Source organism: Synechococcus sp. CBW1004 (assembly GCF_015840715.1).
GTDB lineage: Bacteria > Cyanobacteriota > Cyanobacteriia > PCC-6307 > Cyanobiaceae > Cyanobium.
Genome location: NZ_CP060397.1, coordinates 2,442,644 through 2,467,807, shown reverse-complemented (window position 1 = coordinate 2,467,807; position 25,164 = coordinate 2,442,644). Strand labels below are relative to the sequence as shown.

31 protein-coding genes are annotated in these 25,164 nt (G+C 69.2%); 17 read left to right on the top strand and 14 right to left on the bottom strand.

From position 1 onward, the window contains the following. Window positions 1-11: 11 nt before the first annotated feature. Window positions 12-530, bottom strand: a complete 519-nt coding sequence (locus H8F25_RS11785) for an AbrB family transcriptional regulator (RefSeq protein ID WP_197210576.1) — start codon at window positions 528-530, stop codon at window positions 12-14. A 130-nt stretch (window positions 531-660) separates the two neighbouring features. Between H8F25_RS11785 and H8F25_RS11780 the strand changes: the two genes are divergently transcribed. The 3 genes from H8F25_RS11780 to H8F25_RS11770 all read left to right on the top strand — a co-directional run bounded on the left by H8F25_RS11780 (window position 661) and on the right by H8F25_RS11770 (window position 2,160). Continuing rightward, a complete protein-coding gene (locus H8F25_RS11780) occupies window positions 661-1,083 on the top strand; it encodes a hypothetical protein (protein ID WP_197210575.1) in 423 nt (140 codons plus the stop codon). A gap of 190 nt (window positions 1,084-1,273) precedes the next feature. After that, window positions 1,274-1,537, top strand: a complete 264-nt coding sequence (locus H8F25_RS11775) for a hypothetical protein (protein WP_197214063.1) — start codon at window positions 1,274-1,276, stop codon at window positions 1,535-1,537. Between the two features lie 368 nt (window positions 1,538-1,905). Continuing rightward, window positions 1,906-2,160: a hypothetical protein gene (locus H8F25_RS11770; protein WP_197214062.1), complete on the top strand. Its 255-nt coding sequence runs from the start codon at window positions 1,906-1,908 to the stop codon at window positions 2,158-2,160. Between the two features lie 29 nt (window positions 2,161-2,189). Here the strand turns inward: H8F25_RS11770 and cutA are convergent, their stop codons facing one another. After that, on the bottom strand, window positions 2,190-2,534 hold the full coding sequence (gene cutA / locus H8F25_RS11765) for a divalent-cation tolerance protein CutA (protein ID WP_197210574.1): 345 nt from the start codon (window positions 2,532-2,534) through the stop codon (window positions 2,190-2,192). A gap of 231 nt (window positions 2,535-2,765) precedes the next feature. Between cutA and H8F25_RS11760 the strand changes: the two genes are divergently transcribed. Together H8F25_RS11760 and H8F25_RS11755 are read left to right on the top strand one after the other, a co-directional pair. Continuing rightward, window positions 2,766-3,194 carry a DUF2752 domain-containing protein gene (locus tag H8F25_RS11760; RefSeq protein ID WP_197210573.1) on the top strand — a complete coding sequence of 143 codons (429 nt, stop codon included), beginning with the start codon at window positions 2,766-2,768 and terminating at the stop codon, window positions 3,192-3,194. Between the two features lie 180 nt (window positions 3,195-3,374). Continuing rightward, window positions 3,375-3,824, top strand: coding sequence for a thioesterase family protein (locus H8F25_RS11755; protein WP_197210572.1), 450 nt, complete (start codon window positions 3,375-3,377; stop codon window positions 3,822-3,824). Between the two features lie 43 nt (window positions 3,825-3,867). Here H8F25_RS11755 and H8F25_RS11750 read toward each other — a convergent pair whose 3' ends face one another. Genes H8F25_RS11750 through menA form a run of 5 tightly spaced genes read right to left on the bottom strand, consistent with a single transcriptional unit; the run spans window position 3,868 to window position 7,962 of the window. Beyond that, entirely contained in the window at window positions 3,868-4,026 is a 159-nt protein-coding gene (locus tag H8F25_RS11750) for a hypothetical protein (RefSeq protein ID WP_231596802.1), read from the bottom strand. Window positions 4,027-4,042: 16 nt separating this feature from the next. After that, the gene (locus tag H8F25_RS11745; protein WP_197210570.1) at window positions 4,043-4,321 is read right to left on the bottom strand and encodes a TM2 domain-containing protein; all 279 of its coding nucleotides are present in this window, start codon (window positions 4,319-4,321) and stop codon (window positions 4,043-4,045) included. 48 nt (window positions 4,322-4,369) lie between these two features. Further along, on the bottom strand, window positions 4,370-5,809 hold the full coding sequence (locus tag H8F25_RS11740) for an AMP-binding protein (protein WP_197210569.1): 1,440 nt from the start codon (window positions 5,807-5,809) through the stop codon (window positions 4,370-4,372). A 58-nt stretch (window positions 5,810-5,867) separates the two neighbouring features. Next, a complete protein-coding gene (locus tag H8F25_RS11735) occupies window positions 5,868-7,067 on the bottom strand; it encodes an o-succinylbenzoate synthase (protein WP_231596801.1) in 1,200 nt (399 codons plus the stop codon). Beyond that, a complete protein-coding gene (menA, locus tag H8F25_RS11730) occupies window positions 7,057-7,962 on the bottom strand; it encodes a 2-carboxy-1,4-naphthoquinone phytyltransferase (RefSeq protein WP_197213781.1) in 906 nt (301 codons plus the stop codon). The genes H8F25_RS11735 and menA overlap by 11 nt, the downstream gene beginning before the upstream one ends. A gap of 233 nt (window positions 7,963-8,195) precedes the next feature. Here menA and H8F25_RS11725 point away from each other — a divergent pair, with 233 nt between their 5' ends. Further along, the gene (locus H8F25_RS11725; RefSeq protein ID WP_197210568.1) at window positions 8,196-10,604 is read left to right on the top strand and encodes a bifunctional diguanylate cyclase/phosphodiesterase; all 2,409 of its coding nucleotides are present in this window, start codon (window positions 8,196-8,198) and stop codon (window positions 10,602-10,604) included. Window positions 10,605-10,770: 166 nt separating this feature from the next. After that, entirely contained in the window at window positions 10,771-12,168 is a 1,398-nt protein-coding gene (locus H8F25_RS11720) for an isochorismate synthase MenF (protein WP_197210567.1), read from the top strand. A 95-nt stretch (window positions 12,169-12,263) separates the two neighbouring features. Here the strand turns inward: H8F25_RS11720 and gshB are convergent, their stop codons facing one another. Next, window positions 12,264-13,298: a glutathione synthase gene (gene gshB, locus H8F25_RS11715; protein ID WP_197210566.1), complete on the bottom strand. Its 1,035-nt coding sequence runs from the start codon at window positions 13,296-13,298 to the stop codon at window positions 12,264-12,266. Then, window positions 13,295-13,696: a glutaredoxin domain-containing protein gene (locus tag H8F25_RS18185; protein WP_197210565.1), complete on the bottom strand. Its 402-nt coding sequence runs from the start codon at window positions 13,694-13,696 to the stop codon at window positions 13,295-13,297. The genes gshB and H8F25_RS18185 overlap by 4 nt, the downstream gene beginning before the upstream one ends. Window positions 13,697-13,881: 185 nt before the next feature. Here H8F25_RS18185 and prfB point away from each other — a divergent pair. From prfB to H8F25_RS11670, 8 genes are all read left to right on the top strand, one after another. Then, a protein-coding gene (gene prfB / locus H8F25_RS11705) for a peptide chain release factor 2 (RefSeq protein ID WP_231597366.1) occupies window positions 13,882-14,956 on the top strand; the annotation gives its coding sequence in 2 pieces (ribosomal slippage) (window positions 13,882-13,905 and window positions 13,907-14,956; 1,074 coding nt in all). Window positions 14,957-15,100: 144 nt separating this feature from the next. Beyond that, window positions 15,101-15,331, top strand: coding sequence for a type II toxin-antitoxin system Phd/YefM family antitoxin (locus tag H8F25_RS11700; protein WP_197210563.1), 231 nt, complete (start codon window positions 15,101-15,103; stop codon window positions 15,329-15,331). Beyond that, the gene (locus H8F25_RS11695; protein ID WP_231596800.1) at window positions 15,313-15,729 is read left to right on the top strand and encodes a type II toxin-antitoxin system VapC family toxin; all 417 of its coding nucleotides are present in this window, start codon (window positions 15,313-15,315) and stop codon (window positions 15,727-15,729) included. The genes H8F25_RS11700 and H8F25_RS11695 overlap by 19 nt, the downstream gene beginning before the upstream one ends. Before the next feature lie 8 nt (window positions 15,730-15,737). Then, window positions 15,738-15,935, top strand: a complete 198-nt coding sequence (locus H8F25_RS11690) for a DUF3285 domain-containing protein (RefSeq protein WP_197210561.1) — start codon at window positions 15,738-15,740, stop codon at window positions 15,933-15,935. A gap of 63 nt (window positions 15,936-15,998) precedes the next feature. After that, complete coding sequence (gene ybeY, locus H8F25_RS11685; RefSeq protein WP_231596799.1) at window positions 15,999-16,574, top strand: rRNA maturation RNase YbeY; 576 nt, start codon at window positions 15,999-16,001, stop codon at window positions 16,572-16,574. A gap of 127 nt (window positions 16,575-16,701) precedes the next feature. Then, window positions 16,702-17,193 (top strand): diacylglycerol kinase family protein, encoded by a 492-nt coding sequence (locus H8F25_RS11680; protein ID WP_197210560.1) that lies wholly within the window; start codon window positions 16,702-16,704, stop codon window positions 17,191-17,193. A gap of 28 nt (window positions 17,194-17,221) precedes the next feature. Beyond that, the gene (locus H8F25_RS11675; protein WP_197210559.1) at window positions 17,222-17,851 is read left to right on the top strand and encodes an aminodeoxychorismate/anthranilate synthase component II; all 630 of its coding nucleotides are present in this window, start codon (window positions 17,222-17,224) and stop codon (window positions 17,849-17,851) included. A gap of 45 nt (window positions 17,852-17,896) precedes the next feature. Continuing rightward, on the top strand, window positions 17,897-18,664 hold the full coding sequence (locus H8F25_RS11670; protein ID WP_197210558.1) for an MBL fold metallo-hydrolase: 768 nt from the start codon (window positions 17,897-17,899) through the stop codon (window positions 18,662-18,664). Between the two features lie 22 nt (window positions 18,665-18,686). On the opposite strand, the gene H8F25_RS11665 is transcribed toward H8F25_RS11670, so the two are convergent. The 3 genes from H8F25_RS11665 to argS are packed head-to-tail and all read right to left on the bottom strand — an operon-like array spanning window position 18,687 to window position 22,160. Next, window positions 18,687-19,814 (bottom strand): histidinol-phosphate transaminase, encoded by a 1,128-nt coding sequence (locus tag H8F25_RS11665; RefSeq protein ID WP_197210557.1) that lies wholly within the window; start codon window positions 19,812-19,814, stop codon window positions 18,687-18,689. 32 nt (window positions 19,815-19,846) lie between these two features. Continuing rightward, entirely contained in the window at window positions 19,847-20,359 is a 513-nt protein-coding gene (locus H8F25_RS11660; RefSeq protein ID WP_197210556.1) for a DUF29 domain-containing protein, read from the bottom strand. 13 nt (window positions 20,360-20,372) lie between these two features. Continuing rightward, the gene (argS, locus tag H8F25_RS11655; protein WP_197210555.1) at window positions 20,373-22,160 is read right to left on the bottom strand and encodes an arginine--tRNA ligase; all 1,788 of its coding nucleotides are present in this window, start codon (window positions 22,158-22,160) and stop codon (window positions 20,373-20,375) included. A gap of 131 nt (window positions 22,161-22,291) precedes the next feature. On the opposite strand from argS, the gene H8F25_RS11650 reads away from it, so the two are divergent. After that, window positions 22,292-23,008 carry a methyltransferase domain-containing protein gene (locus tag H8F25_RS11650; RefSeq protein WP_197210554.1) on the top strand — a complete coding sequence of 239 codons (717 nt, stop codon included), beginning with the start codon at window positions 22,292-22,294 and terminating at the stop codon, window positions 23,006-23,008. After that, on the top strand, window positions 23,005-23,535 hold the full coding sequence (gene def, locus H8F25_RS11645; RefSeq protein ID WP_197210553.1) for a peptide deformylase: 531 nt from the start codon (window positions 23,005-23,007) through the stop codon (window positions 23,533-23,535). The genes H8F25_RS11650 and def overlap by 4 nt, the downstream gene beginning before the upstream one ends. Before the next feature lie 3 nt (window positions 23,536-23,538). On the opposite strand, the gene grrM is transcribed toward def, so the two are convergent. Together grrM and grrA are read right to left on the bottom strand one after the other, a co-directional pair. Then, entirely contained in the window at window positions 23,539-24,711 is a 1,173-nt protein-coding gene (gene grrM / locus H8F25_RS11640; protein ID WP_370525886.1) for a cyclophane-forming radical SAM/SPASM peptide maturase GrrM/OscB, read from the bottom strand. A gap of 5 nt (window positions 24,712-24,716) precedes the next feature. After that, a complete protein-coding gene (gene grrA, locus H8F25_RS11635; RefSeq protein ID WP_197210551.1) occupies window positions 24,717-25,121 on the bottom strand; it encodes a GrrA/OscA1 family cyclophane-containing rSAM-modified RiPP in 405 nt (134 codons plus the stop codon). Between the last annotated feature and the right edge of the window lie 43 nt (window positions 25,122-25,164).

Below are 25,164 nucleotides of genomic sequence, written 5' to 3'. Positions count from 1 at the left end.
GCCGGCAGGCTTCAGCCAGGAGGCGAAGTGCCGCCCGGGACCACCAGCCGCACCACCAGCGGCAGCAGTACCAGGACGGTGATCAGCCGCACCGCATGCAGGACGGCCACCGCCGCCCCCACGCCGAACTCGGCTCCCACCAGGCTCATGCCGCTGATGCCACCCGGGGCCGCCCCGAGGAGTGCCACCACCGGATCGATGCCGAGCAGCCGGCTGCACCAGAGACCCACCACCACTCCGGTGAGCACCAGGGTGAGGGTGATCAGCAACGCGGGCCGCCACAGCTGACGCAGCTCCGCCAGGGCCGAACCGGTGAGAGCGGTGCCGATCACCGTGCCGATTCCGATCTCCAGGACCGTCCTGGTTCCGACCGGCCACTGGGCCTGTGGCAGGCGACCGCTCATGCTCACCAGGCCCGCTGCCAGCAGCGCGCCGGCAAGCGGGGCGGCGGGAATGCCGCTGCGCAGGGCCAGCAGGCCGCCGGCGAGACCGGCCAGGCCATAGAGCGGCAGGTTCCAGGGGAAGGTCATGGGTTCACGCGCCAGCGCTGTCCATGCGTACTGGAACGGATGTCTCCATGGTTGCAGTGTCGCTGCCACGCCCGAGGCTTGAGCCCCTGCCCCCGTTGTGTTGTCATGCGGACACCTGTTGTGCCCTCCGATGTCCAGCTCCTCGGTGTCGTTCCGGATCAGCCGCCATACCCAGGATCTGGCCGAAACCGTCCATGCCCTGTCACAGCGCCTGGTGACCATGGAGCAGCGGTTGGAGTCACTGGAGGGTCAGTTGCGGCTCCTGCGTGAGCAGCCCCGTCAGGCTGAGGAGGCGGAATCCGCTGGCCTGGCGCCGATCGAAGCGAACATCGAACGCCTGCTGCAGGATTGCCGCCAGCTGCTCGCCGAGCAGCCCTCCGCTCCCCGCGAGGTTCCCGCGTTCCGGGACGCCGTTGAAGAGGATCTCGGTGCGGCATGCCGGATCGGTGCCGAGAGCAGCAACCAGGCCCTTCTTGGGGACGATGCGAGTGCTGAAGCCTCTGAGGAGCCCGATGCGGACGAGGACGATCTGACGTCTGCGCATGCCGCCTGACGGTCAGCGGCAGATACCGGAGGGACCGGTCCAGCTTCACTGCAGAGCGGGCCCACCGGGGCGCTCCACCCTCAGCGCTGCGGACGGCCCTCCTGCAACAGTGCGGATGTGGTCTCCCCAGATGTTCTCCTGGCTACGGAAGCAGGACTCATGTCTTGTCATCCGCGCCAGAATGGAAAGAAAGTCAGCCATGGCTTTCCCGCATCGCCTGCATTCCGAACAGCCCTCCGTGACCCATGCCGGGTCCTCCTCTCAGGCCGCTGCCTCCCGGGCGCCCGCTCCCAACCCACGCTGCCATCTCCAGACAGGAGCGCAGGTGGAGGGTGAGCACCAGCTGGAGAAGCTTGAGTTCGCCCTCGCGGTGGCGCTCACCCGCGGCGATCAGCAACGCTCCCGCCTGTTGCGTGAACAGATCGAGGCCCTCGGTGGGAATCGCGAGGAACCAGGCACCTGAAACGGCCTTGAGGGTGGCGGGTCGCAGACGCGTCCGGAGTTTCCATCGTCCATGGCGGCAATCGTGCACAGCAGTTCATGGTTGCCGCGCAATGTTGAGTATGCTTCTACAAGTAAGCGGCATGCCTCTTCACCGACCCACGGCTCCAGTCGTTGCTGCAGTCAGAAGCTGAACCGTCAAGCGGATTGATCTGTCTGATCCTTCTGTCTTGTCGGGCACTGCTTTTGTTCCATTCCTGTCCGTCCGCTCGGGGCCTGCCCCTTGATGGTCCCGTCGACAGAACTGTCAGAGCTGGATTCAGGGTTGTGTGCCTGCCGCTGTTGTTCTGTTTCTGTGCTCCTTTCGCCCAGGGTCAACCCTCCTGACGCATGACTGCCACCAGTGCTCCCGTGCGGCCTTCCGTGCCGATTCCAGGCCGCCGGCCGCCATTGCCCGTCGTGGAGTCAATCCCGCGGCACCAGCTGCTGGATCAGGCCTCCCAGCTGTTCGACCAGGCCTCGCGTGCGGCTGAAGCCGGCGATGTGGCCGATTCCGCCCAGTTGATTCTCAAGGCTCTCGACTGTGAGCGTCGGGCTGGTGGAGTCGGTCCCCAGGTGCTGCAGCTGATCAAGCCTCGCGGCTGAGGCTGAGGTCTGGTGGGCATCTGGCGGTCTCAACACCGGGGCTCGTTCTGCCCTGCTGATGGGTGGTCCTCGAGGGCGCTGATCCATTCGGCATAGGGTGCATGCACTCTGTCCAGCCGCAGCGCATGGATCGCCGGCAGGTCATAGGGATGCTGCTCGAGGATCATCGCTTCGATCGCCGGATATTGGCTCTCCGGTGCCTTGAGCGTGAGCCGCACCTCCGGCTCCTGCTGCAGCTGGCCATCCCAGAGATAAAGGCTCTCGATCGCGCTGAGCTGGGCGCAGGCGACGAGCTGTTGCTCCACCAGGGTGCGTGCCAGAGCGAGGGCCTGATCCCTGGTGGGCAGGGTGGTGACGATGGCGATCAGTGACATGGCAGCAGCCGGGGCTGCCGCCAGTCTCGGGATCGGAGTGCTTGCAGGCCAGGGATCAGTCGGGGACAGCGTCTGTCCCGGAGGTGATGAGTGGCCTCCCGAGCAGCGGCAGCGGAAGTCCCTCCTGCCCGCCATGCCGGTGCTGCAGCACAGCACGGTCGGTGGACACACTGGTGCTCGTCGGTGATCCGGACCGTTCTCCGGCCATCCCTTCCCGAGACCAGCTCGACGATGCGACGCGACTCCTCGCCGGCCGGCTGCGCCATCCGCTCCCAGGTCGCCCGCTGGACCCCCTGGCTACCGGCAGGGTTGACCCTGGCCCTGGCGGTGAAGGGCTGTCGGCCCGCCCTGCCGGGTTGGCCCTGTCCCCTGCGTGCGCTCACCGGGATTCCCTGTCCCACCTGCTTCCTGACCAGGGCCACGGCTGCAGCGCTGACGGGGCAGCTGGATCACTCCATGCGTCTGCATGCCTTCGGGCCGCTGCTCGCGGCCGTTCTCCTGGTCTGGTCGGTGTTGGCGATCCGTCGCCGTCGCCTTCTGCCGTTCCGGTTGCGCGCCAGGGTCGTCGTGCTGTCTGGTCTCGCCCTTCTCGGCTACTGGTCGGTGCGTCTGGTGCTGCAGTTCGGCTTCGGCGTGCCGGCGTTCGCCGTCTTTCCATGAGCGCTGGCTCCCGATCAGCGCCGCCGGCCGTCAGTGAAACCGCCCCAGGCCCGAGAGCCTGCATCTTCTCCATGCAGAAGTAGATCTGCCGCATGAGGGTGCGGGGAAGGCGGCAGTTGGCCGCTGTCTTCGCGGTCGTTAGGCTCCTCCCTCGCGGCATGTCGTCGCCCGGAACGTGTGATGAATCCTTCCGACTGGCTGCTGCTCTGCCGCACCGTGCGTTTCGGCGACACCGATGCCGCCGGCGTGATGCATTTCACGCAGCTGCTGCGCTGGTGCCATGAAGCCTATGAGGAGAGTCTTGAGCGATTCGGATTGCCAGCCGCCTCCATCTTTCCCGGGCCGGCCCATGCGCCCGAGGTGGCCCTGCCGATCGTGCACTGTCAGGCCGATTACCGCAGGCCCCTGATGTGCGGCGATCCGCTGGCGATCCAGCTGGAGCCCCTGCGGCTCGATCCCGGTTGCTTTGAACTGCGCTATCGCTTCTGTTGCGGTGATGAACCGGTGGCTGAGGCGCTCACCCGCCATCTGGCGATCCGGGCGGCCGATCGTCAGCGCTGCCCCCTGCCGGAGCCGATCCAGCGCTGGCTGGAGGCATCGAGCCTGCAGGGAGGGGTGCGGCCGTTGTGACCGCCCTGCTTGCTGTCGAGTTCCGACGACGCGGAAACCCCGCTCAGCGCATCCGCGGCAGCACCCAGAGCAGGGCGGCCAGCTGCAGCGGCAGCAGAGCGAGCAGCCGCACCGCACTGGCCATGCCCTCGCTCGGCAGGGCCGCGAAGAGCAGACCGCTGCCGAGCGAGGAGCCGACCAGCAGGATCAGTGGTGGCCGCAAGCGCCCGAACCACTGATCAGAACCATTCTTTGCGGCCATCGATGTAGAGCGTCTTGAACTGTTGAGGCGTCATGGTGAGATAGATGATGCCTTCGATCAATCCGATCACACCCATCACCGCACTGGCGATGCCGCAGGTGACAAGCCCACCGGCGAGAGAAACCGCAAGCATGATGACGCCAGGCGTTGTATAGCCCAGGATGAACTTGTGGATGCCGAGTGAGCCGAGCAAAAGACCCAGAAGACCGGCGGCCAGCTTCTTGCTGTTGACCTCAGCAAGTTCGGTCTCGTTCATAACTTTGCATCGATTGTGACCGGTTTATAGACATCCTTTCTGCCGCTGTCAATGCAGGTGTGCTGGCTGCGACAGAAGCCATTGTCGCCAGCGTGACCGTTGCCATTTTCCCGTGTCGGCGGGTGTGAGCGTTGGACAATTCAGCCAGCGCGCCGGTCGCTGGCTGGGCGGTAATGCCCGTGCCAGGGCGGCCAGTTCTGTGAAGGGCGCTTGATCGTCCGCTCCTGCCTGTTGCGGTGGATCCGTGCTTTCCCAGCGCACCAGCGCCACCAGCCGCTCTCCCCAGTGCGCGTCGCGTTCGCCCAGCAGCAGCAGCTCCGCCACCGGCAGTCCGGCCGCCTGGATGAGGCCGAGCAGGCGCTCGCGTACCTGGTCCGGAAACACGGTTTCGCCGCCGCTGTGGATGGCGCCGTCAAGGCGGCCGTGAATGATCAGGCTGCGACTCTCAGGGCCGGCAGCAGACACCGTCGGGGTGCGGGTCGGTGACGTCGGCTGATCCGATGGCGCCCCAGGCGCCATCTCGGTGCTCCACGTGCCGGCATCGCCGCTGCGCCACCAGCCCTCGGCGTCCCGGAAGGGGTGCAGCCGGCCCATCGCGAACCAGCCGGGGCTGAGGCGGGCGCTGCGCACGGCGATCGCCCCGGCCTCGCCCTCCAGCCGCAGCTCCACATCCCGCAGGGGCGAGCCGCAGCCCTGTTCACCGGCCAGAAACCGCCCTGGTGGCAGGGCGCAGACCATCGCTGCGGTTTCGGTGGCGCCGTAGCAAGGGGCCAGCGGCAGCTCCGCGGCCCGGGCCCGGGTGGCCAGGTCGTCAGCGAGTGCGGCTCCACCCACCCAGATCACGGCGCAGCCCCGCAGCCAGGCGACGGCCTCCGGGCTGTTCAGCAGGCGTTGCAGCTGGGTGGGCACCAGGGACAGCACCACCGGCCGGTCGCCCGGGAGCGGGCAGGCCTGTGGCAGCAACGCCGGCCCGCGCAGCAGGTCGGGCGCCAGCCAGCGCAGCTCCGCGCCCCACGTGCGGGCCCGGATCAACGGCATCAGGCCGCTGACGTGATGGAGCGGCAGCGCATCGAGATGCAGGCAGCGCTGCGGATCGATGCCCTGATCGGCCAGCCAGAGCCCGCAGGCCCGGGCGGAGGCCTGCAGATGCGCCAGGGGCTGCAGGCACCAGCGCCGGCCACCGCTGCTGCCGCCGCTGCCGAGCACCAGGGCCGCTCCCCAGGAGCCCTCGGATCCCAGCGACGCCACCGGGTGGAGAGGCTCCGTGGGGCCGTTGGCGTGCAGCCGGCCCTGGGGTGCGGGCGGGAGGTGGCCTGGAGGGTGTTGTGCGTCCCCGATCGCTGCGGTCCCACCAAGCACGGCCTCCTGCAGAGCGGCCCGCTCCTGCGGTGGGGCCAATCCAACCAGGGAGCCCTGCCGCCAGTGGCCTTCAAGTTCCTCCCAGAGGGCCTGCGGATCATCCAGACAACGGACCAGGGCCAGGGTCATGGCGCCGCCTCCGCTCCGGTCCGTTCCGGCCGATCCGGTCGTTTTCGGGCGGAGCGTCTCATCCCGCCGCCTCCCAGGTCGTCTTCGGCTCCTGCGCGAACAGGTCGCCGCGGGGTCGCCAGCCCGGCGCCAGGCCCGGCGCCGTCGGGGTGGGCCCGCGGGCCTGCAGGCCTGCCAGGTGATGCAGGAAGCGCCGGCCGATGCCCGTCTCGAAGGCGGTGCTGAGCATCAGCCTGGGCGTGCCGGCCTGCAGGGCCGCCAGGAGCGGACGCGGGTCACCTTCCGCCAAGGGACGGCGCACCTGCCAGCCGCGCCAGCTGTCCGCCACCAGCTGTGGGTCGAGCCGCAGCGATTCATCCAGGGCCACCGGCACCAGCGTTGCCAGTTCCTCCAGACCCGCCTGGTCGTCGGGAGGCAGCGGCTGCTCGAGCCAGTCCAGCCGCGGTTCGCCGGCCAGCCGTTCCGCCCAGCGCCAGGCGGTGGCCCGGTCCCAGCCGCCGTTGGCATCGAGCCGCAGGTGGCCTTTGTGGGGCAGGCGTTCCAGCAGCGTCTCCAGCACGCGCCGCTCCAGCCCGTCGTCGCCGCTGGCCACCTTCCATTTCACGGTGAAGGCCGACGCGGTGCCAGTCCCCGCCGACGTTCCGGTGTCCTGGGTCTCTTGGGCGGTGTCCCCCGGTCCGAGCGGGGCTGCCCCGGGATCGGCCCTGCCCGCTGCGTCGACAGAACGCCCCGGATCCGCGCTGTCTGCTGGGATCGGGGGATCCGGCGTGGGCCTTCGGAGCTCCTCCTCCAGGGCCGCGATTGCCGCTGGGCCGGCGGGCAGCAGCAGCGCCGAGGGCGGAGCCGTCAGCCAGCCCCCGTCTGCGGCCGAGCCGAGGCCATCCAGCTCCGCCAGGGCCATGCCCAGGGCACAGGCCAGGGGTGCCGGCAGGTCCGGCAGCCGCGTCTCGAGCGCGTCGCGTTGCAGCGCTGCTGGCAGTGCGGTCAGGGCGTCCCAGGCCGCGGCGATCACGCTGTCCCCATCGGGCCCGATCGCCATGGGCGGCAGCGCCGCCTCGCCCCAGCCCACGGGACCCTCCGGCGCTTCCAGCCGCAGCAGCCAGCCCTGGCGCAGGCTCCAGGCCCCCTGGCTGGTGACCAGGTCACGGGCCAGCTCGAACTGATAGGGCCGCCACTCCAGCCGGAGCAGTGTTCCGGTGGACAGGCGTCCAGGCGGTGGGGCGAACGATGCGGCGCCACGCCCCGCTTCAGCGTCCACCGCTCCAGGCCCCGGTGCCGGCCGCAAACCAGGGGCCGATGGCCAGACCCAGGCTCAGCCCCAGTCCGTTGAGGGCCTGGAAGCGCAGGGCGAGAAACTTGCTGCCGCTGATCAGGGCCGGGTCGAGGTGATGGTCCCGCAACAGCCGGATCAGGGCGCGCGCCGGCGGTAGGCCGACCACCCCGAGCAGGGCGGTGAGCGGCCACTGGCCCAGCAGCACCGGAGCCCACTGCAGCGCCAGTGCCGCGGCCACGAACCAGGGCACCAGGCCGGCGGCCTGGGCGGTGCCGAGTCGCACCACCGGGGAACGCTTGCCGTGGACGGCGTCCTCCTCCACCTGGTGGAAGTGGGAGCAGAACAGCACCAGGGTGGTGGCCAGCGCCGGACCGCTGCCGAGCGCCAGGGCCGTGGCCCATGGCACCACGGTCGCCTGGCCGGGTTCGGCGGCGGGACCCAGGGCCAGGAGGGCGGCGGCGGTGGCGCAGGGACCGAAGGCCAGCCAGCAGAGCGGTTCACCCAGCCCGCGGTAGCCCAGGCGGAAGGGCGGCCCCTGATACACGTAGCCGAGGCCGCAGCAGGCCAGCACCAGGGCGAGCACCAGCGGTGAGCTGCGCAGCGCCACCAGGGCCATCAACGCCAGGCCCAGGAGCAGGGCGCCGTTGGCGAGCAGCGCCACCCGGTCGCGGCGACCGGTGAGGTTCACCACCGAGTGGGGCTTGCCCATGGCATCGACGCCGGTGTCAGCATCGAAGACATCGTTGGTCAGATTCTCCCAGGCCAGCAGCAGCACGGCCGCCAGGAGAAACAGCACCAGCTGCTCGACCCGAATCGGCAGCCCGGCCCCGAGCCGCCAGCCGGCGGCCAGCAGCACCGGCATCACCGCCACCGCGTACATCGGCCACTTGATGGCGGCCTTCCAGAGCTGGCGGCGCTGGGCGCCATCGGCCGGAAGGCCTGCGACGACCTGAGGTGTGGACGCGGGCAGCGGCAACTGGCGACGCGGGAGGGCCCATACATTTGAGCAGTCGAAGTGACGCTGGTTACTCTTGGCGCCTAACCAGGCTGCGACGTGATACTGACAACTGCAGCGCGCGGCCGGCCAACCCAGGCGTCTTTATGACCGCCAGGATGCCCCTGCTCCCGGCGCTGCAGGCCTGGTGGAAGGAGGAGCTGCGCTCACCGCTGCCACGCACGACCCTTCTCCGCCGCAGCGCCCTTTGTCTGCTGGTGCTGGCCCCCCTCATGGCGCTGCAGGTGCAGCGGCGCGGCCAGACGATCAGTCAGGAGCAACAGGGGCAGAGGGACGACACCCTGGCGATCATGGAAGCCGGGTTGGCCGTTGCAGGGCGGGCTTCCTTTGACTGGGGCCACTGGGACAAGACCTATGCCTTTGCCCAGGGGCGCAATCCCAGATTTGTCAGCCATGACCTCTGGAAAGGAGCCGTCTTCGAGGACGGCACGGTTCTGATCCTGCTTCGACCGGACCGCTCCGTCGCTCTGGTTCACACCGCACCGACATTCCAGCGGCCCGACTTTCCGGACCTGATCCGCTGTGCCCAGGACAACGTCGGGCGGATCACCGACACGGACACCCCTCTGCGCCTGGCCTGTCGGGAGGGAGACGCCCTGTACCTCGGCGCCGCCACACTCGTCAGCAACAGCGACAGCACCGCGCCCGCCAACTCCGGGACGCTGGTGATGCTTAGCCCGCTGCTGAAGCAGGAGTACTCCCAGCGGATCCGCAATCGGCTCAGCACCCTGCAACGTGACCTGGTGTTCCTGCCCGATGAAGGCAGCGCTTCGTCGCCGCAACTGGAGCTGATCGAACCACGGATTCATTCCAGCGGTGGACGCCTGCTCGGCTTGCCACGGCCGGATCTGCTGCCGCTCGTGACGCGATCCCTGCTGGGGGATCTACCCCTGCTGCTGGCCATCCCGGGGCTGGTGCTGGCGCTACGGATGGTCACCCAACTGGAACGGCGTCGCCAACGCGTCCGGCGCCTGGAGGTGGAGCGACGTGCCACCCAGACGATCCGAAGCACCTGCCACGCCCTTGACCAGGTGTTCGAGACCGCGCTGCCGGATCGCGGCCGGGCCGACAGCCGCCGGATCCTTGGCCGCCTCAGCGGGGCCAGTCGGAGCACGGACGCGACCGGCCACCGCCCCAGCCAGCGCCTGGAGCACTTGAGCGAGCGGTTCCAGCACGTGCTGCAAACCGCCAGCGAACTGGCCCTGTTCGATGCGCTCACCCAGCTGCCCAATCGCCGCTATTTCATTGAGCAACTGACCGAGACCACCAGGCATCACGGCGAGCAGCAGCAGTGGTTCGCCGTGCTGTTCATCGACATCGACAAGTTCAAGGTCATCAATGACACCTTTGGCCACGCTGTCGGCGATGGCGTGCTGGTGAGTGTCTGCCAGCGCCTGCGACGCGTGCTGCGTGCCGGCGACTTCCTGGCCCGCTACGGCGGCGATGAGCTGGCCGTGATCATGGACTTTGCTGACAGCTCCACAGCGGACCCTGAAGACCTCAGCACGCAGGCCAGAGAACGGGCCCAGGCGATGGTGGACAGCCTGTCCGAGCCGGTCAGGATCGGTGAGCAGGCCATCAACGTGAGCCTGAGCATCGGCATCAGCTTGGTGGATCCAGCGGAACAGGATGTGGGCCTCATGATGCAACGCTCCGACCAGGCGATGTATCAGGCCAAACGCAGTCGCGACAGCCGCATCGTCGGACTGGACGTTCTGGAGAGGACGCCGCAGTTGGGCAACTACCAGCTGTTCAACGATCTGATGGCCGCCATCCGCCATCAGCAGCTCCAGGTGGTCTTCCAGCCGATCCGAGATCGCACAGGAGAGCTGCATGGTGCCGAGGCCCTGGCCCGCTGGCACCATCCACAGCAGGGCTGGATTGCGCCGACGCTGTTTCTGGATCTCGCCGAACAGCACCGCCAGATGCCGAAGCTGGGCCACGAATTGCTGTGCCTCTCCCTCGATGGCTTTCAACAGCTGCAGCAGCGCTACCCAACGCTCCGGCTTTACCTCAACCTCACCCCGAGTCAATTGCTCTGCGCTGGCCTGGCCGCCTCCCTGCTGGAGCAACTGCAGTGCCGGGGTCTCCATCCACGTCAGCTGACCCTGGAGCTGACCGAACACTCCATCCTTGAGCCCGATGCCACCGTGAAGCAGAACCTGACGCAGCTGCGCCAGGCCGGTGCCCGGCTCGCCCTCGATGACTTCGGCACGGGCTACTCCTCCCTGATGCTGCTCAAGACCCTGCAACCCGAAGTGGTGAAGATCGACAAAAGCTTCACCCAGGCGATCCACAGCGACAGCGGCGCCGTCCACATCATCAGCCTGGTCGCCGAGCTGGGCACCCGGATGGGCGTGCAACTGGTGGGCGAAGGGATTGAGGATCCAGCCACCCTGAACCAGTTGCGTGATCTCGGCGTGCCGCTGTTCCAGGGCAACGCCCTTGGCCGTCCGACCAGCCTGGACGCCTGGCTGACCGGGGATCAGCGCAGACCGACGACCTGACCGCAGGATCGGACACCCAGAACTGCGGGAGAGCCCGGGGAGATTCCGGTGGTCGGCGGGCGTAACGGCTTGCGACGACCTCGGGCTCAACCATGGCGACCGCGTTCCGCGGGCGGGGAGGCCCCATACATTTGTGCAGCCTCCGGCGCTGGTCCTCCGCTCCCTGGTGCAGGCTCCACCTTCCTTTTCCGAGCTGCTGGCGCTTGCCGCCGCCACCGCCCGCCGGCTGGAGAGGGCTGCCGCCCGTCGCGGGGACGACGAGGGCGTGCTCAGCCTGGCCCTGCCCCTGGCCGGCCTGGATCCGCTGGTTCTCCTGCCCCATCTGGCCGGCGACGACGACGGCTTCCGCTTCCTCTGGGACGGTGCCCCCGGCCTCTGCCTGGCCGCCAGCGGCCGTTGCAACACCCTGGAGCTGAGCGGGCCCCGTCGCTTCGAGCTGGCGCAGCGCTTCAGCACCCTCAGCCTCAGTCGGCTGGCCCTTCCCGGCGGCACCCTGCCGCCCCTGGCGCGGCCGCGGGTGCTGCTGGCCTTCGCCTTCTTCGACAGCCCTCTCCATCCGGCCAGTGGGGCTGCGGGCGTGCAGGCCGTGCTGCCCCGCTGGCAGCTCAGCCGCCAGGGTCGCCACTGCTGGCTGCGGCTGCAGCGCAGCCTCGGCGGCGACGTCACCGCGCGCAGCCTGGCGGAGGAGCTGTGGGAGACCGCCCGGCGCCTCGAACGGCTGGCGGCGGAACCGGTGCCCCCCCCGGGCGCGAGGGCCTCGATCACCGGTGGTTCCGCCTGGCAGGAGGGGTATCGCACCGCCCTCGAGCGTGCCCTGCAGCTGGTGGAGCGCGGTGAGCTGCGCAAGCTGGTGCTGGCGGTGCGTCAGGAGCTGCGCCTGGATGGTGGGCTCGACCCCCTCGAGCTGCTGCGGCATCTGCGCCGCAGCCAGCCCGGCAGCTGCCGCTTCCTGTGGCAGCAGTCACCCCGCGAGGCGCTGCTGGGGGCCTCGCCCGAGCGGCTGCTCACCGTGCGCCAGGGTCAGCTGCGGAGCGATGCCCTGGCGGGCACCGCGCCTTTGAGCGGCGCGGAGGCCCTGCTGAGCTCCGCCAAGGATCGCCACGAGCATGAGCTGGTGGTGGAGGCGATCACCGCCGTGCTGGGGCAGATGGGTCTGCAGCCGCGACGGCCACGCCATCCCCGCCTGGCCCGTCACGGGGGCCTGGTGCATCTGCACACGCCGATCACCGCTCCTCTGGCGGCTCAGCCGCCTCTGGCCCTGGCTGCGGCCCTCCATCCCACCCCCGCCGTGGCGGGTCTGCCGCGGCGGGAGGCCATGGCCTGGTTGCGCAGCCTCGAGCCCTTCGAGCGGGGCCATTACGCCGCGCCGATCGGCTGGATCGACACGGCCGGTGACACCGACCTGCGGGTGGCGATCCGCAGCGGCATCCTGCGTGGCGACCGCCTGGAGCTCACCGCCGGCGCCGGGCTGGTGCGCGGCTCCAGGCCGGAGCGGGAACTGCAGGAGGTGGGCCTGAAGCTGGGGGTGCTGCAGCAGCAGCTCAACCTGCCGGTGCCGCGCTGAGCAGACGGCGGGAACGATCCGCTGACCGGTGGCTCAGAGCTGTTGGATGTCGTGGGTCGGCGGATCGTTGCGGTTCAGCAGCTGGCCTGGCCCCTTCAGGACTGGATGGATCCGGTTGCTGGCAGAGAGGCGAGGCGGGCGATGGTCTGATCGGCCAGGGGGATGTCGCTCAGCCGTTCCACTTCGCGGATGCCGGTGGGGCTGGTGACGTTGATCTCGCTGAGTCGGCCGTCGATCACGTCGATCCCGACGAAGAACAGCCCCTCGGCCCGCAGCACCGGCGCCAGTTCAGCGCAGAGGCGTCGTTCCGTGTCGCTGAGATCGGTGGCTTCAGGCGAGCCCCCCACCGCCAGGTTGCTGCGGAACTCGCCCCCCTTGGGAACCCGGTTCACCGCGCCCAGCGGTTCGCCGTCCACCAGCAGGATGCGCTTGTCGCCGCTGCGCACCCCTGGCAGAAAGGCCTGGATCATCACCGGCAGCTGTTCCTGGCCTGTGACGAGCTCCAGCAGCGCCCCCAGGCCGGGGGTGGCGGAGGAAGCGAACACCACCCCCTGGCCGGCCCGGCCACCGAGGGGCTTGAGCACCACCTCCCGGTGCTCGGCGGCGAAGCCGCGCAGCTGCTCCACCCGGCTGCTCACCAGCGAGGGAGCCATCCAATGGCTGAAGCGCAGGGCGCCGAGCTTCTCGTTCCAGGCCCGCAGCGCGGCAGGCCGGTTGATCACCCGCGCTCCCTGCCGTTCGGCGATCTCCAGCAGATGGGTGGCATAGAGGTAGGCCTCGTCCACCGGTGGGTCCTTGCGGATCCACACCGCCGCGAAGCCCTGCAGCGGCACCAGCTGAGCCGGGCCGGTCTCGAACCAGGGGCTGGCCACCTGCCACCCGTCCGGGCCGACGCTGATCGGCTGAAGTTGCAGCGGCATCGCCTGAGCCCAGGCACTGTGGCCATCCCGGCCGGTGCCGTCCCGGCTGCCGAGGGCGCAGAGATCGCCGGGGGTGCAGATCCAGACCTGGGCCCCGGAGCGCTGCACCGCCTCCATCAGGGCGACGCTGGAATCCTTCGACGGCTTGAGCCGCTCGATCGGATCGATGACGAACAGCTGGGCCCCGGCGGGCGCGGAAGCGTGACTCACGACCGTCCGAACCGGGCGAACAGGCCGCGCACGCCACTCTGGGGGGCCTCCTCGCTGACCTGGGCGGCCTTGGCCTCCTCGGCGTGGACGTCGCGCGGCTGCTCGCCCAGGATCAGATCCAGCTGGCCGGCCAGATCGAGGGCCTCCAGCTGTTCGGTGCCCCCGATGGCGCGGCCGTTGATGAAGATCTGGGGCACGCTGTCGTTGCCGCCGGAGCGCTGCAGCATCACCTGGCGGCTTTCGTCGTCGGAGTCGATGATGAATTCGTTGTAGGTCACTCCTTTGCGGTCGAGCAGCGCCTTGGCGCGCATGCAGTCCGCTGAGAAGCGGTGACGGTAGAAGTCCACCTTCGCCACGGGGGGCGGCGGTGGGGTCGGGGCCGGTTGAGCGGGAGCCATGCTGCGGAACCGGGGCGACTGGCCTCGGGGGGTGATCTTAGGCAGGTGGCTCCACGGGGATCCTGGCCGGGGCTGCGTCATCGGCCCTCGGCACGGCTGGTACGGTCGGCATCATCACCGTTTCTCTGCTGCCGGTGCTCGATCTCACCGATTTCAAGCGCGATCTCTCCGAGCTCACCGACCGCCTGGGCCATGCCCAGGACTGTCTTTGACGTCCCTGCACTGAACGCCAGGCAGCAGGATCTCGAGCAGCTGGCCTCCCAGCCCGACTTCTGGGACGACCAGAAGCAGGCCCAGGCCAAGATGCGCCAGCTCGATGAGGTGAAGGGCCAGCTGGAGCAGCTGCGGCGTTGGCGTGGGGCTGTGGCCGATGCCGAGGCCACCCTGGAGCTCTACGAGCTGGAGCCCGACGCTGATCTGCTGGAGGAGGCCAACAAGGGTCTGCAGACCCTGCGCGCCGATCTGGATCGCTGGGAGCTCGAGCGTCTGCTCAGCGGCCCTTACGACAAGGAGGGCGCCGTGATCAGCATCAATGCAGGCGCCGGCGGCACCGATGCCCAGGACTGGGCTCTGATGCTGATGCGCATGTACACGCGCTGGGCCGAGGACCACGGCATGAAGGTGACCGTCGACGAACTCAGCGAGGGCGAGGAGGCGGGCATCAAGAGCTGCACGATCGAGATCGAGGGCCGCTATGCCTACGGCTATCTGCGCAACGAGAAGGGCACCCACCGGCTGGTGCGCATCTCGCCGTTCAACGCCAACGACAAGCGCCAGACCAGCTTCGCGGGCGTCGAGGTGATGCCCAAGATCGAGGAGGAGGTGAAGCTCGACATCCCCGACAAGGACCTGGAGATCACCACCAGCCGTTCGGGCGGTGCCGGCGGTCAGAACGTGAACAAGGTGGAGACGGCCGTGCGGATCCTGCACATCCCGACGGGGTTGTTCGTGCGCTGCACCCAGGAGCGCTCGCAGCTGCAGAACAAGGAAAAGGCGATGGCGCTGCTGATGGCCAAGCTGCTGGTGATCGCCCAGGAGCAGCGCGCCGCCGAGATCGCCGACATCCGCGGCGACATCGTTGAAGCGGCCTGGGGCAACCAGATCCGCAACTATGTGTTCCACCCCTACCAGATGGTCAAGGACCTGCGCACCCAGCACGAGACCACCGACGTGCAGGGGGTGATGGACGGCGATCTCGACCCGTTCATCCAGAGCCTGCTGCATGCCGGCGTCGAGGTGGGTGCCGAGCCGGAAGGCTGAGGGCGCGGGGTGAGGCCGAGCCCCGTGTGAGCGCCGCTGCGGCCACCCCGGGAGCCCGGGGAATCAGCCGCCTGTTCACCTGATGACCATGGTCATTCTCATGGTCATCAGCGTCTAGGCTGGCCTCAGCGCCTCCTCCACGCCATGCGCCGCACAATCAGTGCAAGCCAGTTCAAGGCCCGTTGCCTGGGCCTGATGGATGAAGTGGCACGGGATGGCGACGTGCTGGTGATCACCAAGAACGGGCGCCCTGTGGCGGAGCTGCATCCCTGTTCCCTCACCCGCCCTGCCTCTCCCTTCGGGCTCCATCCGGATCTCGAGCTGCTCGGCGATGTTCTGGCTCCCCTGGATGAACCATGGGAGGCCCTGGGGTGATCCTGCTTGACACCCACGTGTTGCTCTGGCTCGATCGCGATGACGCCAACCTCGGTGCCGTGGCCAGGCAGGCGATCTCCCAGGCCTGGCCGGCCGGCCGTGTGGCCGTCAGTGCCATCAGCTTCTGGGAGGCGGCCCTGTTGCATCAGCGGGGTCGCATCGACCTGCGCCGCCCTGCCTCACAGTGGCGGAGCGACTGGCTGGGGGCTGGTCTGCTGGAGCTGCCCCTCGATGGCGCCACGGCGCTGCTGGGTGCGGATTTGAATGGGTTCCACGCCGATCCGGCGGATCGCTTCATCACCGCCACCGCGCTTCGCCACCGGGCCTGCCTGCTCACCGCCGATCGCGCGATCCTGGCCTGGCCGGGCACCCTGGAGCGCCTCCCCGCCGACACCTGATTTCACCCATGAGCGAGCCATCCTCCGCCCCGCCCGCCGCGGCCCCGGCCCAGCCGGAGCGCCAGAGCTTCGTCAAGCTGGCGATGCGCAACATGGTTCGCAAGGGCCGCCAGAGCCTGTTCCATTTCGGCCTTACCGCCCTTGGACTCACAGGCTTCCTGGTGCTGATCGCCTGGCTGGGCCGGCCCCAGCTCCCCGGGGGCTGAACAGTGAGCGACCTTTCGGATCGGGCCGGTTCTCCTTCGCCCCCCATCGGTGCTGCCGCCGCGGTGGACCTCGACCTGGCCTTCTCAGCCGCCGAGGCTCTCCCGCCGGAGCTGCTGCAGGCCGGGGGCGTCTGGCTCGATCCCCTGCAGGCCGAGGCGATCTGGCAGGGGCTGCTGGCTTGCTGGCTCGGTCAGTTGTCTGCGGAGCTGCCTGCGGAGCTGCAGTCGCAGGCCTACAGCGCCGGCCTGAGCCTGTTGGATGACGCCGAGATCGCCGCGTTGAACGCCGACTGGCGCGGCAAGGCCGGCCCCACCGATGTGCTGGCCTTCGCGGCCCAGGATGAGGGGCTGGACGACGCCCCGCCGATGCCCCTGTCAAGCGGGCTTGAGGGCGACGACCCGGAGGATGCCGGTGAGCCGCTGGAGCTGGGAGACATCGTCATCTCGGTGGAAACGGCCGCCCGCCAGGCCGGGGAGCACGGCCATGACCTGCCGCGGGAGCTGCTGTTCCTGGCCAGCCATGGCCTGTTGCATCTGCTCGGCTGGGATCACCCCGATGAGGACAGCCTGGCGGCGATGCTGGCCCGTCAGGAGGCGCTGCTGGCGGCGGTGCCTGCCGGCCGCGCGATCCCGGACTGAGCCTTCGGGGGCCTGTGCGCTTCCGGCCCGCCCCGGCGCAGGGGCGCCTCGCCTGTCGCTGGGGGCTTCCGTTGCCGGAAAGGAGCGGTAGTGTGCCGACCACACGGGTGTGCCGCCGCTGATGCCGATGCCCCGTCCCGATGACACTCCTCCTCCGCTGCGGCAGGTGGGACGCGGCGAGGGGGGCACCCACGATCTGGGGGCGGAGGTGCATCGCCGAGGTCGCCGGCTGAGGGTGGGGGCCTGGAAGGTGGCGGGCGATCTGCCGGCCAGCTTCCGCTATGCGGCCCAGGGTCTGGCCTATGGCTTCGCCAGCCAGCGCAACTTCCGCATTCATGTGTTCACAGGTGCGCTGGTCTTCGGCTTGGGGCTGTGGCTGCAGCTCAGCCCCGATCGCCTCGCGGTGCTTGTGCTCACGGTGGCCGCGGTGCTGGTGCTCGAGCTGCTCAACACCGCCACCGAAGCCGTCGTCGATCTGGCGATCGGCCGCCAGTTTCACCCGCTGGCGCGCATCGCCAAGGACTGCGCCGCCGCAGCCGTCCTCGTGGCGGCGCTGTCGTCGATGATGATTGCCCTGCTGTTGCTGGTGCCGCCGCTGCTGCATCGTCTCGGCCTCTAGGCACCGGCCCGATCCGCCGTCCTTCGCGATGCTCCTGGTTCTCGACAACTACGACAGCTTCACCTTCAACCTGGTGCAGTACCTGGGTGAGCTGGCGGCCGAGCATCCCCTGGCCCGCACGGTGCGGGTGGAGCGCAACGATGCCCTCACCGTCGAGCAGATCCGAGCCCTGGCGCCGGCGGCGATCCTGATCTCGCCCGGCCCCGGTGATCCGGATCAGGCCGGTATCTGCCTGGAGGTGCTGCGCCAGCTCGGCCCCACCACGCCGACCCTGGGGGTCTGCCTTGGGCACCAGTGCCTCGCTCAGGTGTTCGGTGGTCGTGTGGTGCGCGCCGGAGAGCTGATGCACGGCAAGACGTCGCCCGTGCGCCACAGCGGTCAGGGTGTGTTCGAGGGATTGCCCGATCCGCTCACGGCCACCCGCTATCACAGCCTGGTGGCGGAGCGCGGGAGCCTGCCCGAGTGCCTGGAGATCACCGCCTGGCTGGAGGACGGCACGATCATGGGCCTGCGCCATCGCGACTATCCACACCTGCAGGGGGTGCAGTTCCATCCCGAGAGCGTGCTCACCGAGGCGGGCCACCGGCTGTTGGCCAATTTCCTGCGCCAGGCGACGGCGTTCGCGCCTGAGGCCGGTGTGGCGGCGGTTCCGGCCTGACGCCACTGCTAGCTTCGCGCCGACGCTGTTGCCACCACGCCGGCCATGACCTGTTTCGGATTGACCGGCCGCGGGCTGTTCCGGCCTGGTCTGGCACTGACGCTGGCGGCGTCAGCTCTGGCACTCTCCTCGTCTCCGGGTCTGCAGGCCCCGGCCCGCGCCGCCGGAGGCGGCGTCACGATCACCAGCTACGGCCACAGCGCGCTGCTGATCCGGGGCGGTGGTGCCACGGTGCTGCTCAATCCGTTCCAGGCGGTGGGCTGCGCCGCCGGCCTGCCGGAACCCCGCGTCAGCGCCGATGTGATCCTGGCCAGCAGCCGCCTGAAGGATGAAGGCGCCCAGGTCGCGAGAGGACGCTTCCTGGTCAGGCCGGGTTCCTACCGGGTGGCGGGGCTGCAGATCGAGGGCATCGCCGCCCCCCATGACCGGGTGGGCGGCCGCCGCTTCGGCCTGGCCACGCTCTGGCGATGGAAGCAGGGCGGCCTTGAGTTCGCCCACCTGGGCGGCACCGCCGCTTCCTTGAAGCCCGAGGACCGGGTGCTGCTGGGCCGACCCGACGTGCTGATCATCGGTGTGGGCGGCGGTGCCAAGGTGTACACCGGCGCCGAGGCGGCGGCGGTGGTCAGGGAGTTGCAGCCGCGCCGGGTGATTCCGGTGCAATACCGCAACGGCTCTCCCTCGCCGAGCTGCGATCAGGGCTTGATGGAGCCGTTCCTGCAGGCCATGGCCCCCACTCAGGTGGTGCGAGGCGGCGCCTCCCTGTCGCTGGTGCCGCCGCTGGGGGATCAGACCGTGATTCAGGTGATGCGTTGAGGCGTGGCGACGGCGCCTGCGCTCATGCCTTGAGCGATTCGATCGCGGCATAGGCCGCCCAGAACCGCTGCATCTGCTCGCTGGTGCCGAGGCTCACCCGCAGCGAGCCATCGATCAGCGCCTTGCCGGCCATCGAGCGCACCAGGATGCCCGCCTCGTGCTTCAGCCGTTGCTCCACCATCTCCGGATCCTGGGTGGGCCAGAGCAGCAGGTAATTGCCCCCTGCGGCGTGGTGGCGCACGCCGGCGGCCTGCAACTGTCCCACCAGCCAATTGCGCGCGCGCGTCACCTCAGCGACGTAGGCCTCGACGTAGTCCTGGTCCTCCAGGGCGGCGAAGGCCGCGGTGACGGCGAAGCTGTTGATGTCATACGGGCCGGTGACCCGGCTGATGCGATCGACCACGGCCGCATGGCCGATCGCGAAGCCGATGCGCAGCCCCGCCAGACCCGCGGTCTTGGCCAGCGAGCGCAGCACCAGCAGATTGGGGATGGCGTTGAAATCGGCCTGCGGCAGCACGCTGTCGCCCGTGAAGGCCTCATACAGCTCATCCACCACCACCAGGGTGTCAGGTGCGGATGCCGCCAGCTCCCGGATCGGCTCCGGGGCCAGGCGTGTGCCGGTGGGGTTGTTGGGGTTGCAGAGCAGCAGCAGCCGCGGCGGCCGGCCGCTCCGGGGCTGCTGCAGGGCCTGGCGGATCGCCTGCAAGGGGAAGGCGAAATCCGGCAGGTCGTAGGGGATCGCCTCGATCGCCATGCCCTGCATCTGGGCACAGGGGCTGTAGTAGCCGAAGGTGGGGCTGGTGGTGAGCAGCGTGTCGCCCCGGTCGCCGTAGGCGTGGAACAGCGCGTGGATGGCGGCATCCACCCCGTTGAACAGGCCGACCTGGGCCGGATCCAGCGACCGGGTCAGGCCAGGGCGGCCCCCGCGGCGATCGCTGAGGTTGGCCACCACCGCTTCGCGCAGGCCGTCGTATTCCGGGTAGATGGCGATGGCTTCCGCCGGGATCGCCCGCAGCGCCTCGACCACCCGCGGACTGGGCCCGATCGTGTTCTCGTTGAAGTCGAGCCGCAGCAACTGACGGCGCCCCTCGAGCGGGGCGCTGTAGGCCTTGAGGTTCTCCACCTCGGGCCGTGCCGGGGGGAAGGGCAACGCGACAGCGTCAGTGCTTGAGGGGAAACCGGTCACAGGCCCAGATCGCTCCAGTCACCACGGGTATCGCAGAGGGTCTCGGCTGCCAGGGCCTCCGGCAAGGACCAGGGCGACTGCTGGGGAAGAGCGCGCAGGGCCAGGTCGGTCTCGCGCAACACCAGATCCACCCCGCCCTGAAAACCGTCTGACAGGGCTTGATCGAGGCGCGAGCGCAGGCTCGGGTTCTGCTCCAGAAGGCGCGTGATCGCCCGGCGTTGCTCCCGCACGCTCAGAAACCAGCTTCGGGAACGGCGTTCCGGCTGGAGCTGCCACTTGAGGAGATGCCCCAACAGCACGCCCAGTCGGCTGACCAGCTCGCGGTATTCCTGGCGTCCCAAGGCCTCGAGCTCCTCCCTCAGCCCATCCCAGTCGAGGCGACTGCTGTCGCGTGCCTGCAGAGCAGAACATTGCTGCTCCACCCAGCCATAGAAGTCGCGATCGTGCAGCGACGCGATCACCGCGGAGTCGAAGCAATGGCTGCCATGAGCGTAGACAGGCCAGGCCATGGCAGCGGCGCTCTCACATCCGCTCCAGCGTCGGGATGCCTAGCAGGCCCAGGCCCAGCTTCAGTGTCTCGGCGGTGAGCCGGCACAGGGCCAGGCGTGAGCCGCGGGCCGGCCCCTCGGCCTTGAGCACCGGCACCTGGTCGTAGAAGCGGTTGAACACCTGGCTGAGCTCGAACAGATAGCTGCACAGCCGGTTGGGCAGCAGCTCCTCCTCCACCTCGGCGATCACGCCGTCGAACTTCAGCAGCTCGCGGATCAGGGCCCATTCCTGGGGTTCGCTGAACTGGAGGCTGTCCGCCGCGGCGTCGCTGCCCGTCAGATCCCCGCCCTTGCGGGCGATGCCGGCGATGCGCACCACCGCATACAGCAGATAGGGCGCCGTGTTGCCGCTCAGCGCCAGCATCCGGTCGAAGCTGAACTGGTAGTTGGTGATGCGGTTCGTCGACAGATCGGCATACTTCACCGCCGCCAGGCCCATGGTGGTGGCCACGTGTTGGATGAAGTCCTCGGATTCCTGTCGTTCCTCCTCGCCCAGGCGACGGCGCAGGTCGGCTTCGGCCCGCTCCACCGCCTCATCGAGCAGATCCCGCAGCCGCACCGTGTCGCCGGCGCGGGTCTTGAGCTTCTTGCCGTCCTCGCCCTGCACCAGACCGAAGGGCACATGCTCCACCCGGCAGCCCTCGGGGATCCAGCCGGCGCGCCGCGCCACCTGGAACACGCCGGCGAAGTGGCTGGCCTGGCCGGCATCGGTGACGTAGATCACCCGGGTGGCGCCATCACCCTCGGGCGGCGCCGCGAAGCGCCAGCGGATCGCCGCCAGATCGGTGGTGGCGTAGTTGAAGCCGCCGTCGCTCTTCTGCACGATCAGGGGCAGCGGCCTGCCGTCCTTGCCCTGCACACCCTCGAGGAAGACGCAGCCGGCGCCGTCATCCACCACCAGCAATCCCGCTGCCTTCAGGTCATCGACCACTGCCTGCAGATAGGGGTTGTAGAACGATTCGCCCCGTTCGCTCAGGCGGATGTCGAGGCGGTCGTAGATCTTCTGGAATTCGCGGCGGCTCTGGTCACACAGCAGTTGCCAGGCCTTGAGCGACTCGGAGTCGCCTCCCTGCAGTTTCACCACCTCCTCGCGGGCCGTGGTCTGGAAGGCCTCGTCCTCGTCGAAGCGGGCCTTGGCCTGGCGGTAGAAGGCCACCAGGTCGCCCAGATCCACCGCGTCGGGGTGCTCCAGGGCTTCGGGCGCCACCTGCTTGAGATGGGTGATCAGCATGCCGAACTGGGTGCCCCAGTCACCCACGTGGTTGAGACGCAGCACCGGATGGCCGCGGAACTCCAGCACCCGCGCCAGAGCGTCGCCGATGATCGTGGAGCGCAGATGCCCCACGTGCATTTCCTTGGCGATGTTGGGGCTGGAGAAATCCACCAGCACCGGCTCGTCGCCGTCTGTGGCCTGTGGCACCCCCAGGCGTGAGTCGCCGAGCCTTGCAGCCACCTCGGCGGCGAGGCGCTCCGGGCGAAGGGTCAGGTTGATGAAGCCGGGGCCGGCGATCTGTGGATCAAGGCAGAGCTCCTGGAAGCCGGGATCCGCCTGGAGCTGAGCGACGATCGCCTGGGCGATCTGACGGGGCGGCTGACCCAGCGGCTTGGCCAGGGGCAGGGCGCCATTGGCCTGGAAATCGCCGAACTCGGGCTTGCTGGCCGGCGCCAGCTGGGGGTCCAGACGCGCCGCCCCCGCCTCCGGGAAGGCCCGCTCCATCGCCGATCGCAGCTGGCTGTCGAGGGTCTGGGCGAGGCGGAGCATGGGTGGTGGTGAAGACGTCCGGGCGGCGGCGGCCAGCGGGGGCCGTCACGGCTCCGATCATCCCCCCGGCGGCGTCCTGCCTCCGCACCGGTCCTGGCACTGCCGATGATGGCCGCAGCGTGTCAACGGCCATGCAGTTTGAGAACGTGGTGTTCTACGGCCGGCTTGGTGAGCAGGCGCTGCGCATGTTCAACCTCGCCGAGGAGCTGCCCCGTTGGCGCGGCCTGAGCGTGCTCGACTGCCCTGGTGGCCCAGGGTCGCTGTCGGCCCTGCTGCGTGCCGAGGGGTGCGAGGTCACCGCGGTCGATCCGCTCTATGACCTCGAGCCGGCCGAGCTGGAGCGCCGCGCACTGATCGATCTCGACCACGCCATGGCGGTGCTGGCCGGCAGCCATGACATCCGCCCTGACTTTTCACTGGAGGACTGCCGCCAGGAGCACCTTGAGGCCCTGCGGGAGTTCCTTGCCGATCGCCGCGCCCATCCCGATCGCTACGTCACCGCTTCCCTGCCGGATCTTCCCTTCGCTGACGGCAGCTTCGATCTGGTGCTCTGCGGCCATCTGCTGTTCTCCTACGCGCCCCTGGCCGATGGCGGTCTGATGGACGGGGCGGGGCTGGATCTGGCCTGGCATCGCCGCGCCCTCGCCGAGCTCTGTCGCGTCAGTCGCCGTGAGGTGCGGCTCTATCCGGCCCACACGATTGCTCTGGAGGCCCGCCGCCATCCCTATGCCGAGGCTCTGTTGGCGGAGCGGCCGGCCGTCTGGCAGGGCCGCTTCGTCCCCAGCCGCTATGACCAGGGGCATCGGGGCAGCAACGAGGCCCTGCACCTGGAGCGCAGGGCGTCATGATTGTGCGGGAGGTGCTGCGTCTGGGGGATCCACGTCTGCGGCAGCGCTCGGAGGACCTTCCGGAGGCGCTGTTCCGCGGCGCAGAACTGCAGGCTCTGATCGCGGATCTGCGCGACACCATGGCGGCCCGCGATGGCGCCGGCCTGGCGGCTCCCCAGATCGGGGTGCCCTGGCGCGTTGTGATCTATGGGATCACCTCCAATCCCCGCTACCCCGAGGCGCCGCCGATCCCGGAGACGGTGCTGATCAATCCGGTGCTCACACCCCTCGGCGACGCGACCCAGCTGGGCTGGGAGGGCTGTCTGAGCGTGCCGGGCCTGCGTGGCCAGGTGAGGCGCCATCAGCGTCTGCATGTGGCCTGGCGCGATCCCGCCGGGGGCCATCACCAGCAGGAGGTGGAGGGTTTCCATGCGCGCGTTGTGCAGCACGAATGCGACCACCTCGACGGGCTGCTGTTCGTCGATCGACTCCACGACATCCGCGCCTTCGGCTTCACCGACGCCCTGCAGGATGCGGGGCTGCTGTAGGGCTCAGGCCGCCAGTCCGAGGGCCTTCTCCATGCCATCGAGCACCACGTCCGCCACCAGCTGGGTGCGGTAGCGGCAGGCCTGGGTGACGGTGCAATCAAACGTGCCGTGTTCCCAGTACTTGTTGCTGCCGGCGCCGCCGCCGCACAGGCCGAAGTAGGCGCAGCTCTGGCGGCAGCGCTCCACGCCGGCGTGCACCTGCGCCTCCACCCGCTGGAACTTCTCGTTCTGCAGCAGCGACACCAGGCTGTCGGTGCGCACATTGCCGAAGGCGAAGTCGCCGAACTCCTCGGTCTTCACCGACAGCAGCTCGGGATCGAAGGTGGAGACATTGCCGTTGACATCGACATTGACGATCACGAACGGCCAGTTCATGTCGGTGTTGGCCAGGCGTTCCTCGCCGCAGGCCAGGCTGGTGATGCCGTCGAACTCACGCAGTCGCAGGGCATCGGGCTGCTGCTGCAGGCGCTGCCAGAAGCGCTGCAGAAAGGCCACGTAGCGCTGTTCCGCATCGGGACTCTCCAGGCTGGAGCGGCTGTTCTCCCCTTCGGTTTCCTCCATGTTGAAACCGACCAGCTGGATGCCGCTCTCGACGAAGAAATCGAAGATCGCATCGGCGTGATCCAGTCCATCGGCGCTCAGCACGCTGATCACATGGAAGGGAACCTGCTCACGTTTCAGCCAGTCGATGCCGCGCATCACCGCCGCGTGGCTGCCCAGGCCGGTGCGGGTGCGGCGATGGGCGTCGTGCAGAAAGGCCGGGCCATCCATTGAGATGCCCACCTGGATGCCGTTGCGGCGGAAGCAGTCGCACCAGGCCTTGTCGATCACCGTGGCGTTGGTCTGGATCGCCTGGGTCACCGTGTCAGCCGGCAGACCATGGCGCTGCAGCGCCTCCGCGATCACGGCCGCGGCCTCGTCGTAGAAGCGGATGCCGGCGGTGAGCGGCTCGCCCGCATGCCAGAGCAGGGTGAAGGGCGCCCGGAAGAACGGACTCCCCAGCACCCGCTCCAGCGCCAGCTCCAGGATCTCCATCGACAGCCGACTGCGATTGTCCCGGTTCGGCAGATAGCAGTAGTCGCAGTCGAGGTTGCAGAAGGGGGTGGGCTGCACCACGAGCAGGTTCACCGGCCCATAACTGGCTGCGGGCCTGGTGTCGGCGGCCATGGCTGCCAGCACCGTCACCAGTTGCGGAAGTTGCGGAAGCCGCCGCCGCCGTTGCCCCATCCGCCATTGCGGAAGCCGCCGTTGCCCCAGCCGCCGTTACGGAAGCCGCCATTGCCCCATCCGCCATTGCGGAAGCCGCCGTTGCCCCAGCCGATTCCCGCTCCGCCATTGCCCCAGCCCACCCAGGCCACGGAATCGACCGGGATCGTGCTGCCTTCCGTGCCTTCGACACCCTGCTGGCGGAGGGCTGCGGCGATGCGCTGCAGTCGCGCTTCCATCGCCTCGGCGCCGGGGTTGGCCGGCGTCGCGGGGGTGGGCGCCGCAGCGCCGCTGCTGGCCAGGGCCGTGCCCGGATCCATCGGCAGCGAGGCCAGGATCAGCAACAGGCCGAACAGGCGGGAGCGGGAGAGGAACGCCATGGCGGGGATGGGAGCGCGGTGGAGGAACGGGGGAGAGGCAGGG